9 protein-coding genes are annotated in these 12,387 nt (G+C 38.5%); 4 read left to right on the top strand and 5 right to left on the bottom strand.

From position 1 onward, the window contains the following. The first annotated feature begins 18 nt into the window (after nucleotides 1-18). Together CXF71_RS09315 and CXF71_RS09310 are read left to right on the top strand one after the other, a co-directional pair. Complete coding sequence (locus CXF71_RS09315) at nucleotides 19-2,145, top strand: SHOCT domain-containing protein (protein ID WP_101232683.1); 2,127 nt, start codon at nucleotides 19-21, stop codon at nucleotides 2,143-2,145. 193 nt (nucleotides 2,146-2,338) lie between these two features. After that, the gene (locus CXF71_RS09310; protein ID WP_101232682.1) at nucleotides 2,339-3,088 is read left to right on the top strand and encodes a TVP38/TMEM64 family protein; all 750 of its coding nucleotides are present in this window, start codon (nucleotides 2,339-2,341) and stop codon (nucleotides 3,086-3,088) included. A gap of 61 nt (nucleotides 3,089-3,149) precedes the next feature. Here CXF71_RS09310 and CXF71_RS09305 read toward each other — a convergent pair whose 3' ends face one another. Continuing rightward, nucleotides 3,150-3,623 carry an NYN domain-containing protein gene (locus tag CXF71_RS09305; protein WP_101232681.1) on the bottom strand — a complete coding sequence of 158 codons (474 nt, stop codon included), beginning with the start codon at nucleotides 3,621-3,623 and terminating at the stop codon, nucleotides 3,150-3,152. Between the two features lie 149 nt (nucleotides 3,624-3,772). On the opposite strand from CXF71_RS09305, the gene plsB reads away from it, so the two are divergent. Then, on the top strand, nucleotides 3,773-6,208 hold the full coding sequence (plsB, locus tag CXF71_RS09300) for a glycerol-3-phosphate 1-O-acyltransferase PlsB (protein WP_101232680.1): 2,436 nt from the start codon (nucleotides 3,773-3,775) through the stop codon (nucleotides 6,206-6,208). Nucleotides 6,209-6,315: 107 nt separating this feature from the next. Beyond that, a complete protein-coding gene (locus CXF71_RS09295; RefSeq protein WP_101232679.1) occupies nucleotides 6,316-7,110 on the top strand; it encodes a hypothetical protein in 795 nt (264 codons plus the stop codon). Between the two features lie 93 nt (nucleotides 7,111-7,203). Here CXF71_RS09295 and CXF71_RS09290 read toward each other — a convergent pair whose 3' ends face one another. Genes CXF71_RS09290 through CXF71_RS09275 form a run of 4 tightly spaced genes read right to left on the bottom strand, consistent with a single transcriptional unit; the run spans nucleotide 7,204 to nucleotide 12,377 of the window. After that, nucleotides 7,204-9,114, bottom strand: coding sequence for a putative bifunctional diguanylate cyclase/phosphodiesterase (locus tag CXF71_RS09290; RefSeq protein WP_101232678.1), 1,911 nt, complete (start codon nucleotides 9,112-9,114; stop codon nucleotides 7,204-7,206). Next, entirely contained in the window at nucleotides 9,114-10,706 is a 1,593-nt protein-coding gene (locus CXF71_RS09285) for a diguanylate cyclase domain-containing protein (RefSeq protein WP_101232677.1), read from the bottom strand. Before CXF71_RS09285 ends, CXF71_RS09290 begins: the two co-directional genes overlap by 1 nt. Next, nucleotides 10,699-11,133 carry a hypothetical protein gene (locus CXF71_RS09280; protein ID WP_101232676.1) on the bottom strand — a complete coding sequence of 145 codons (435 nt, stop codon included), beginning with the start codon at nucleotides 11,131-11,133 and terminating at the stop codon, nucleotides 10,699-10,701. Before CXF71_RS09280 ends, CXF71_RS09285 begins: the two co-directional genes overlap by 8 nt. Next, nucleotides 11,133-12,377: a hypothetical protein gene (locus CXF71_RS09275; RefSeq protein ID WP_101232675.1), complete on the bottom strand. Its 1,245-nt coding sequence runs from the start codon at nucleotides 12,375-12,377 to the stop codon at nucleotides 11,133-11,135. Before CXF71_RS09275 ends, CXF71_RS09280 begins: the two co-directional genes overlap by 1 nt. Between the last annotated feature and the right edge of the window lie 10 nt (nucleotides 12,378-12,387).

The following is a 12,387-nucleotide window of genomic DNA, read 5'->3' as shown; positions in this document are numbered from 1 at the left end:
TATGGATGACTCTACATAATGCTTACCGTAAAAAAAACGCTCTGTTTTATGGTTTTCCTATGTCTGCTGATCACCAGTAGTGCCAGTAGTGCCAGTAAAGAAAATCAATATTTATTGCAAAAAGTAGCGCAAGCCCCGCAATTAAACAACGAAAAAGATCAGTGGCTGTTACTGTTAGAGCAACCAGGAAACAGTCAATATTATTACTTGGCGAATAGACGCGGCAAAATTTATCAGCTGGAACAAGACAGCCCTGATAACACCTCTTTATTATTAGATTTGCAGAATTTTTCATCTAAAAATAACATATTGCAGCTAAGTGCTTTCACTTTACACCCTAATTATTCCTTACGTGATCAAACAGGGTTTGGCACTTTCTATACGGCTCATGTTGAAAAAAAACTTAAGAGTAGAATAGAGAAACGCTTAGCCGAATCCGCTGTATCGACGCCACTTTCATTTGATGCGGTGGTAACCGAATGGCAACTGAATGGAGCCAAGCAAGTCGATGAATCAAGGCGACGTGAAGTTATAAGGATAGCCATTCCCACCGTAGAAAGTGGCATTAGGCAATTAAACTTTAATCCTTACAGTAAATCATGGCATGAGGACTTTTCACAACTGTATATTTCACTGTCTCAGAGCCCAACGCTAAAGCAATATCCGCTTTATTCCGGTGCAATATTACGTATTCATCCAAAACAAAATACCACTGAAAATTATAGCGTGCCACATAGCAATCCTCATTACGCTAAGGACAAAATTGATAAGACTCTTTATTTATTCGGCGCAGGCCAAATAAAGCAGTTTATTTGGCCTGATAAACATTCCTCTAGATTATTGATATCACACCAGTACAGTTTCAACGACACGCTAAGGCATTGGCTCTCCTATAGTGATGGTGGTGAAGACTGGCGACAACAACCACCTAAAGCGTTTTTATATCAAAATCAAAATGAGCTGCCAGCCAATAGTTTATTAGTCTATCGAGGCCAAAATGCCCCTGCCTTGCGCAACAAATTGTTATTGTTATCGAACAATAAACAACATTGGCAACTTAAATCATTATCTCGTGAGAAAGTATCTGAATCGACAGACGCCACTACTCAACAACAAAGGGCACTTTCTTCTCCAATAATAGAATGGCAATTACAGCAACCCGAGTTACAAGCAAATAGCTTAACCTTCTATCAAGATAATCGTGGAGAACTATTGTTTTTCAATGAAGATAGCGGTGCTATATATCATTTATTTCAACAAGATATTATTTATGGTTCACAAAAAAGTGATCAAAATGGCTTAAGTGCTGTCACTGCTTTTTTTGTTATTGTCATTGGTTTATTTGGTTCTTATATCTATTACCAAGTGATTATCCAACAAAAGTCAGCTAAGTCGCTGGTACGCAGGGAATTCTCTAACCTAGCATTAACAGAGGACAAACTCGCACTAAACTTATTTAGACGTCACCAGCATGACGCCGAAACTATGATAGCGCTGGATGAGATTAAGCAATGTCAACTTTTACTGGGTGATTTAGTTATTGCGACAATTAACAGCACACTTGCACATGGCTTTAATGACCAACAAGAGCAAGCGTTACGTGAGATATTTCATAATGAACAAATTGCTAAAATGGTTGATGGCAAAGTTAGGCGCATAAGCCTGATAATCAATACGAGTGAAAAAAACAAGTACATTATTTGTTTATACATGCGTAAAGGCAGCGATAGAATAACTAAAAATAGTTATTTTGAAGTGATCGATAATGCTATTGATTGGTGCTGGGTTATTGCCAAACACATCAATAAGGAGCAAACGGGAAAGCGCACTTTAAGACCTACCATCACTGCCAAAAATAATGCCCTAGCAGAACACACAACCCATGATAATACGCCACTGCATAACCAAGCAGCCATTATTCGACCCGCAACCCACCCTTACTCCCAAATAGCCGCTGTAGAGTCTAAAAAAATAATGGAAGATTCTATCTCTGAGGAAAATGGCGATGGCCCGACATTAGAATCAGCCAAAATAGAAACAGATTTGGTGAACGCATTAGAAAAATTGGTTAAACTACACCAAGAAGGTTTTTTAACTGCTGATGAATTTGAGCAGGCAAAAGCCAAGTTATACCATTTTAATTAAGTGTGTGATCTTGTGCTGTGTAGAGAAAAAATATCAAGGCAATACGCTCGATTGAACAATAGCTGTCTATGGCGATTGAAAGCAACGACGTTATTGGATATTTAGACTCTTTGAAAGTGAACTATTACTTAGTGTCATTGGTATTATCCAACCGTTAAAATAAAGCGGAGTCATTAATTCATTTGGTATAACCATGCTTTCCAATTTTATCCTATATACTTCCCGCGCACGTACCATCAAGATACTGGCTAGCCTCATTATGATAATGATTATCTTTATTGGGACATATCAATGGCTGATACATAGTCCCACGCTGCCTTCAACACTTGCCTCCACACTGGCAGAAAACGAAGCTGGTTTTAGTTTAAGTGAATGGACAATCGGTTTAGTTGAGCAACTTAATTGGCAGCAAGAAACTAGCTCACTGGCTTTTAATACACTGTTGTTGTTTGTTTTTTTATCGTTGGCAACCAGTATTGGCTTACCCAGACAAATTGCTGCTTTAGTTGCGGGTATTAACTTGGGTGCTTTCATCGGCGTGATTGTAGCCACATTGGCAGCAACACTCGGTTGCTTAATTACCTTTAGTGTCGCGCGTTATCTGTTAAGCGATAGCATCACCCGTAAATACCCAAGTCAGCTGAAGAAATTATCAATATTTCTTGGCGAACGAACGTTCTTAAAAGCTATTATTATACGAATATTACCGCTAGGCAGTAATTTTATAACTAATATTATTGCGGGGGTTAGTAAGGTATCCATGCCCGCTTATGTTAGCGGCTCTTTCGTTGGTTTTATCCCACAAATGATCATCTTTTCACTTGCCGGAAGCGGTATACGTTTAGGGGAAAAAAACGAACTAATTGCCAGCGGAATATTATTTATTATTGCGCTTTTACTCACCGCATATTTAGTTAAAAAGCATAAAGCAAAAAACGGCTAATAACGGCTAATAACGGCTAATAACGGCGATTTTATCTGATAAAACAGAGTGTTCATTTATATTATAACAATAGACTTTGCTCTATCTTATGGTGAACATCTGCCGCATCCACTAAGGACTTTGCCGTTAAACTTTCAACACTATAAACTTCGGTACTCACCCCATATTTCTCACGTATTTTTCGGAGCAACAAATCAAAGTCGCCATCACCTGAAAGTAAGATAACGGTATCTACCTCAGCTGCCGCTTCCATAATATCAATCGTAATACCCACATCCCAATCACCTTTGGCAGAACCATCACGACGTTGAATATAGGGTTTTAGCTTGACGTCAAAACCAATATGTTTAAGTGCTTTTTGAAATTTATGTTGTTGGTCATCGCTGCGCTGAATAGCATAGGCATTGGCAATAGTAATATCACCTTGAGCCATCAATTCTTGCCATAATAAACGGTAGTTAAATTGCTTAGCAAAAGCATCTCTGGTGGTGTAATAAATGTTTTGTACATCAACAAAAACGGCTATTTTTTTCAATGTGAACTCCTGAAATCAAAGGTATTTATTTATTATCAAAGGCAATAACTTTAGTGTGCTACAGTTTACCCACAAACCAAGACAATTTTAACTAATGATGCTAAAATTCACCTTTTATAGCTGTTAATGACTAATCCGAGCGATACAACATGTTGGCCTTACGTTCTTTTTTCTACTTATTATTAAAACTTCCACTAAAGTTACTGGTTCGCTGTAACATCATCGCAGATAGCCAAAGTATTACCGAACAGCCTAACAAGCCAATTTTTTACATTGTTCGTCATCAGTCTGCTTCCGACTTACTCGCCTTACAAAGTGCGTGTAAAAAACAAAATCTTCCCGATCCTCTTGGGCAAGTAACTATTAACGGTAAGCGCTTTAATCGCACTCTCTGTTTAGCAAAACCAACACCACTTTTTTCATGGCGAAAAGCCAGTAAAACGACGGCCATGGCTCAGGGTATAGCGCTCTTAAATCAACATGCCCATGATGAAGATCTCGATGCAAAATTAATTCCAGCCAATTTAATTTGGGGCCGCACGCCAACTAAGGAACGTAAAAATCTCAATATTGGTACCTTGATAGCGGATCAAGAATCTCCGAACTGGTTACGAAAACTCTTTATCGTACTGTTTTTAGGGCGCGATACCTTAGTGCGTTTTAGTGAAGCTTTTTCGTTCCGTAATATCACTGACAATCATGGTAGTGATGAAGTCGCCGCTCATAAGTTTTTACGGGTAGCTCGCTTTCACTTTCATCGTCAAACCATTGCGGCTAAAGGTCCCAGGTTAATGCACCGCAAACAGATGTTTACCGCTTTATTTGCCAACCCGTCAGTGAAGCGCATGATCAGCGACGAAGCAAAAAGTAAAAAAGTATCAGAAGCTGAAATAAAAAAACAAGCGTTAATCATCATGAATGAAATTGCTGGTGATTACAGTGTTTCGTGGGTACGTTTTGGCGAAATTATTTTGCACTGGTTATGGAAACGCTTATACAGCGCTATTAACGTCAGTAACGCCAAAGTGTTGCGTAAGTTAGCGCAAGATGGCCATGAGATAATTTATGTTCCATGTCATCGTAGCCATATGGATTACCTACTACTTTCTTATGTGATTTTACAAGAAGGCTTAGTCATGCCACGCATTGCTGCGGGTATAAACTTAAACTTCTGGCCTGCAGGCACTGTTTTTAGAAAAGGCGGCGCCTTTTTCATTCGACGTAGTTTTGGCGGTAATCGATTATACTCCACCATTTTCCGTGAATATTTAGGGCTTTTATTTGAACGTGGTTATGCCGTTAAGTACTACACCGAAGGTGGTCGAAGTCGTACAGGTAGAGTATTAGCGCCGAAAACGGGCATGCTAGCAATGACTATTCAAAGTTTATTACGCGGTATTGATAGACCACTGACCTTAGTTCCTGTTTACATTGGGTATGAGCACGTTATGGAAGTAGGCACCTACCATAAAGAATTAAGTGGTAGTGAGAAAAAAAGCGAATCAATGTTTGGCGTACTAAAAGCCATTAAGAGTTTACGTAACTATGGTAATGGTTATGTGAATTTTGGTGAGCCGATGAACATTAACGAATTTTTAAATAAACAAGTACCTGATTGGAAAGACGCTATTGACCCCATTGATCCACAAAAACCGACGTGGTTAACACCTACGGTAAATGTGCTTGCGGGACAAGTAATGGAGAACATTAATAAAAGCGCTGCGTTAAACGGTGTTGCTTTAACAGCCTTGATTTTGCAAGCGAGTAAGAACAAAGCCTTATCTAAACGTGAGTTAGAAAAACAGCTCGATTTTTTCTTAAATTTACAACGCCAAGCCCCCTTTAGTGAACAACTCACTATTCCTGAAGAAACAGGTGCAGAGCTACTAACACATGTCATATCTCTTAATAAGGTAACTATCACAGAAGATAGCTTTGGCAGCCTAGTTTCCCTCTCTGAGACCGCTAATTTAGAGATGCGCTATTATCGCAATAATATTTTGCACACCTATGTGGTACCCGCTATGGTTTGTCGCTTACTTGATAAGCACAGCAAAATAAATCAGGACGAATTAGTAACCAAAGTTCATAAGCTAACTGCCTTACTCAAAGAAGACTTATATCTATATCAAGAGACTAAACAAGTTGAACAGCAAACCTTACAGATTCTTAACGTACTAGAAAATATGAATATTGCTAAACAAAGTAAAGCTGGCTTTTGGTCACTCACTGATGATGGTGAACTACTCAGCCAAGTACACGCTATGGCGGAGTGTATTGATGAAAGCTTACAACGTCTGGCAATTGTTACCTCGTTAATAAGTCGTTTAGCGCCTATAAGTAAGCGTGACTTAGAAACCAAAGTTGTCGACATTGCTAAGCGCTTATCAGTATTAAACAACATTAATGCCCCTGAATTTATCGACAAACGAGCGCAAGCTACCTTAATAGCCACTATTCGGGAGCAAGGCTATATTGATATGAATGATGATGGTTTGCTTGTTACCAGTGAAAGCATGGCTGAAATAAAAGCCACTGTGATTAACTTAGTCGATATTGAAGTGCTACAGAGTATAGCCCGCTAAGCGCTTTGCTATGTTAGCTAGCTGAGAAACACCACTACGTATTGAACCTGTGGTGTTTTTTTTGGTCTATCACTTTACCTATTGAAGCTAAAAGAACTGAATACACTGTGTTAAAAGGACCTTACACTGCCATTGTTATCTCTGTGCTACTGCATTTATTAGTTTTATTTGCATTAACCTACAGCGCTATAAAACCACCTAAAATTATCAAGCAAGATAAAGCCAAGAACACCTCAATTAAAAGCTTTTTATATTCGGCACCCAAGAAAGTTGTCAATAAAAAAAGCATAGCTAAAAAAAGTACCGAAGAAAATCCGCCGCTACAAAAGATTGAGCCAAAGCAAACCGCCCCTCAAAAGCTAGTGAATACAGCACCATCAAAAGTAACTACCGCAATACCAAAAAATAAACCACCAAATACATTGCCAAGTAAAACAGTCACAAAAACACTGTCTACGCAGGTTACTAATGCCGTAAAAAGCAACACAGTGACGACTAAAAATAAAGTGGCAGGAGCAAGCCGAGGCAGTTTTTCTAGCTATGACCGTCTATCACGCTTAAGGCAAAAACTAGGTAACCAACAACGTGAGCAAGCTTTTTCCGAGTTAACACAAAAACGCTCGGCCTCGGTAATGGATGGTGATCCCTTTCCTGTGCCAAAGGCCATAGTGCCGCTAACAGTAGAACAACAGAAAAAGCTTAATACCAGCACTTCCCATGTCGGCTCAATTACCAAAAATGATAACGGTACATGTACCATTCATCGTGAACAAATGTTAGGCAGTCCGGTTCCAGCCACCACAGCCTCTTTCGCCTGTGGTGAGAGTAAGTTTGATAAAAGTTTTCGCGAACATATGCAGAAGGTGCAGGCCAAGTTTAGCACCAAAGGCCAGCGAAACTAATGTTGGGTAAGGTATATCCCCATGTTACTTCAAGATGCAGGCTTCAGCTGGAATTAGAAACGAGCATTTTGAAGTATCATGGGGATAAGCTAGCTATGCATTATTCTCAGATAATAAAGCAATAAACTCTTGCTGTGGTAAGGGTTTGGACCAAAGATATCCTTGCCCAATCTCACAGCCTAATTTAGCGAGTAAGTTTGCGGTTTCTTTATCTTCAATACCTTCAGCTACATTGGTAATATTCAAGCTTTTACTCATTTCGATAATCGCTTTAACAATTTGTAATTCATTACTTGATTGGCAAATATTCATCACAAATGATCGGTCAAGTTTAAGGATGCTCACATTGAATTTTGTCAAATAACCAAGGTTTGAGTAACCGGTACCAAAGTCATCAATAGCAAATGAAATGCCAAAAGACCGCAATTCGTTAATTTGTTTTTGAATAGAATTTATATCATCCATCAACATTGACTCGGTTAGCTCTAACTCTAAAAAGTGCGCAGGTAAGTTAGCCTGATGTAAGAGAGCCATGGTGTGCATAGCTAGATTACCGCGTTTAAAGTCTTCGGCTGATAAATTTACTGCTATACATAATTTAGTGAAGCCTAATTCTTGCCATTGTTTACAAGCATTTACCGAGTGCTCGATAACCCAATGAGTGATATCAGTGATTACTCCTGTCTGCTCTGCTAAAGGAATAAATACCGTTGGTGGGATAAAACCGAATTCAGGACTAATCCAACGAATTAAAGCCTCGGCACCAATAATTTTCTCGGTTGCTAAGTCGACTTTTGGCTGAAAGTGTAAAACTAACTCATTATTTTGAATGGCATTTCTCAATGCTTTAGTTAATTGTAGTTTTTCTTGTTCTTGAATAGCCATCGCTTGGTCAAAGAAATTGAAATCAGCCTTTTCACCTGCACTTTTAGTATGCATAGCTAGGTGTGAATTATGTCTTAGGTCTGCCATGGTACTACCGTCAAAAGGAGCGAGGGCAATACCTATATCTGGCTGTAAAACCACGTCAAAATCTGTGACATGAAAAGTATGACAACAAGCTTGATGTACTTTTTCAACAAAACTACTAATACCTCGATAATCGATAGAGTTCTTTAAGATTACAAATTCATTTTCCTGAAATCGGTAAATCGAGGTATTGTCGTTACTAAAAGAAATGAGCCTATTGGCAAGCTGCTTTAATGATTCATCACAAATGCGATGGCTATAATTCATTTTGATTGAGTGCTGGTTGCTGACATTCAAGGTAATGAAAGCCAGTATATTACCTGACGTTTTTTGTTGCTGTAAAATGGAGTCAAGATCTGTTTTACAGACCTGATCATTAGGTAGTTGCGTTAATTGATCATAACGGCTACGTTTTCTTAGTTGATTGATTGCTAATTCAAGCGAGGCATTTTTTTCTAGGATTTTTTTAAACCTTTTCCTGATATCAGAAAAGATATAAAAAACACCTATCGAAAAAAAAGTTAACGTGATGATATAACTAAAAACTCGCCCCCAAAGAGGTAACGACTCGAACAGTAGTGCCCCAGAGAGTAGCCCCTGGCTATGTGCAAAAGCAAAGAAACACAAAGCACTAACAAGGTAAACGAAAAGAGAAATAAAAATCAATTTACCTGATAAGACAATAGCCAACATGAGTAAACAAGGAAAGGCTAATACACTGGTATCAAATATGCCATTACCAAGCCAACAAGCGTAAGTAATAAACACGGCGACTGACCACAACACCATGCCTGAAATAACACTGCAAGTATCAGCGGAGGCCCACAAGAAAAAAAAGACTAAAATGATAATTGACGAAAACATAGCAAAAGCTAGCGTTGTTGGCAAAAAATCATTAAAAAACAATTCACTGAATAATAGTAAGGCAAGAATGGTTGTCAATATTTTCAGAGTCAACCTCAGCCGGTGTACTTTTGCTTGATCTGAAAACAACGTAATTGAGGAGCGTGGTACTTCATCTGGTAGTGCCATCATTACCGTTTACTATCATTATCTGAGTTGACAATATCACTGGTAAAAGCCAAGTAAAGTTCATTGTTAATCGATTTTTCTTTTTTCACTTGATACATAGCATTGTCAGCCGATCTGATTAACTCTAATAATTCCACTTGGTCATCTGGGTAAAAACTAACGCCCATACTTGCGGTAACAGAAACACTTTTATCATGCTGTGACAAATGCAGTGGTTTACTCAATTTTGTCGCTAATTTGGCACAAACATTAATCACTTCTTCCTTTGAAGAATTTGGTAAGATAATAACAAATTCATCACCGCCCCAACGAGATAATACATCCGCTTTTCTCAAGCTTTTGAGTAATTGACTGGAAACATGAATCAATAACTCATCGCCAGCATCATGACCAAAAATATCATTGATTGGTTTAAAGTCATTCAAATCCATCATGATCAATGCAAAAGGTTTCTGCGTTAAAGTTAGCTGTTTTAAATGATGCTCTGCCGCCTGACGATTCAATAAATGAGTCAAACCATCATAATTAGCCTTTTGATCAAGTAGGGTTATTTGCTGTTTACGTTTTGAGATATCGTGTAAGGTTATTTGATAATTCTCTTGAAAATCATCTGTTACCAATAGCGTTACCACCACTTGCACCCAAATTTTTTCGTCTTGATATGATATTAGCTCCAACTCTGCTGTCGCTGATTCGTTGTTCGCAAAGGCAATTTGAATCTGTTCATGCAAGTCTTTTTTCATTATGAATAGGTCTTGTAAAAAGTTACCGTAATTCTTTTTTAAAGGTAACTTCAGCTGTTCAATTAATTTTTCAAATGTATCATTATAAAGCAAAATATCACCCTGAGGCTCAACTAATACAATGGCAGACGTTGCATTTTCAAATAGCATTCTAAACCTTGTCTCTAATACTTGAACCTCATTTCTAAGGCTTTTTTCTCTCAGCATTTGTTGTTCGGCTTTTGCTAATAAATCATTAACATCGTCAGTTAGTTGTCCTATTTCACTGTGTTGGTGAGATACCGGTTTGTCTATTCGCTCACTCGTGCCAGGACTTGTTGAGTGAAGCGCCTTGCCGATACTTAAGATGGGCCGAGTAATAACATAATAGGTCACTAAAATTGAGATAATGGTGATAATGAGTGCTTCAATTGCTACAACAAAAGCATTGGTTGCACTAATCTTATTTGCTTTCGCGCCAAGGTATTCTTCATTGGCTTTGACAAAAAGAACCCCCACTTGCCGCTCTTTTTGAAAAGGTGAAAATAAGACAAACTCAAGTGTATCTGTGGTCTGCCGATAATTATCACTTTTCACCATGAGCGTGTCAGTTTTAATGGCTGCAGAAGTAATAACATCATTGCTAATCAAGCCATTAACAACCTCTTTGGCTAGCTCCTTATCACCCAAATAACTCGCGATCGATGCCGTAGGTGAAACCGTATTATATAATTGATTAATACTTTGCTTACCTAAGGCTTGCTCATTAAGAAAGGTAAAGCGATAGAAAAGCTGGGTGGTAATAAGCCCAACAATAACTGCTGTAAAGGCAATGACTATTGCCAATCGAATAACGATACCAGATTTATTCATTTAAAATATAAACAACCTTTAAATCTTCGGTGATGAGTGACTCCGGCACATAACCAATAGCCTGTTCATTAGCTATGATAAAATCGATTAAATCATTTTCGTTTTGCTTAAATACCGCATCACGCTTCCTACCAGTAAATCGTAGTCTTGACCAATAGGCGTTAACTCGTGACATAGGCATGCCGACAAGGTTTTGATAAAAATCGACCTTAATCTTATGATCGCCATCAAGCTCAACCGGTATCGCCTTAACATCATTAGGGAAAGCCACATATTTCCCCATAAACAAATCTATAAGCTCTGAACGAGATAATTTTTCGACCGTATTATTCTTATTAACAACGACCACAAGAGGTTCCTGAGCACTCACTGACAGAACAAATAACGCCAGCATTAGTAGGCTGGAAACTTGCTTAAACTTACCCATCAGAAAACCATGCTCAAATTTAATAGAAAGGTATTCACCTTTTCTACTTCATTATGCTCTGATTTATTCAACCACAGGATACTGCCCGTTTCTTCTACCTTGGTATAATTCCATTGCACAGATGAAGCCATATAATTGGTAATATCCCAACGCCAGCCCAGAGAAATAGTATGCTGATTTGCCGAATAAAAATTCATTAGTCCTGTTACGCCATGGATAAGTTCCTCTAATACGACTTCATTAACGCCAGGTTCATCAAAAACATAAGTATCGGAATCAGTAAAAGCATAGATACTATAAAATTGATGGGCATTAACTTGATATGACAAAGCAGCATAACCACTACTTATTTTAGGTATTACCTCACTGTCTGATGTTATGCGTGACAACTCTGCTGAGGCTAGCCAATTTTGCCATTGGTACTGAGCACTTACTGAAGAATAGTCGACTTTTTCCCCTGTCATCAGTAACGATTCCGAAAATATTTCTGAATTAGGCCATAAGAAATCAGGGACTGTATTGATGATGTCGATTGCAAAGGTGTTAGATTCAGGTTCGTTGGCAATGGTAACTTGGCTATGCTTTGCCTGTACTAACCAGTTAAAGTGATCAAATGATAGTGATAGACCAATAATATCCTCAATTTTGATCTCTTCAACTATAGTGCTTGCTGATATTTCGGCTTCACTCGAACCAGTAAACAGTTTAGCTTTAAAAACACCACCTAAACCTCTTTGTTGATAGCTAACATCAATACCATCAATACTTCGATAGGGAATAATGCCATAAACTTCATTAGGGGCAGTCGCCCAGATATAAGAAAAATCAACATCGCGGTATTCTGTCAATAAAAAAAGGTCTGGAGCCGTTCGACCAAGTCTCACGGTCCAATTAGTGTTAACTTCATACCGTAAAAAGGCCAGTGTGGTATATCTGTCTAATGAAGGTTCAGGAAGGTCTCTAAGCACACCTTGATACACGGCATCGAAACCTGATGCAATAGACCAATCAGCTTGCAAACCAAGCAGTGAATGTTGCTTGAAATCAACCTCTCCTGAATAGACCGCCCCAGCTGAACCTACATTTTTACGATAACCATGATGCTCAGAGTCAGAATAAACCGCGCCTATGGTTGCAAAACCACTGAATTGTAGTTTGTCACTTTCTGCATCATTGGCTGTGACATATGATGCGAATAGCAAGAGAGGTAAACAGAGTAATTTTTTATATTGAACTAGGTGCATACAAGGGAAC

Origin of the sequence: Colwellia sp. 12G3 (assembly GCF_002836775.1) — a bacterium.
Taxonomy (GTDB): domain Bacteria; phylum Pseudomonadota; class Gammaproteobacteria; order Enterobacterales; family Alteromonadaceae; genus Colwellia.
Note: the sequence above shows the minus strand (reverse complement) of the source record. Positions and strands in the feature narration are given on the sequence as shown.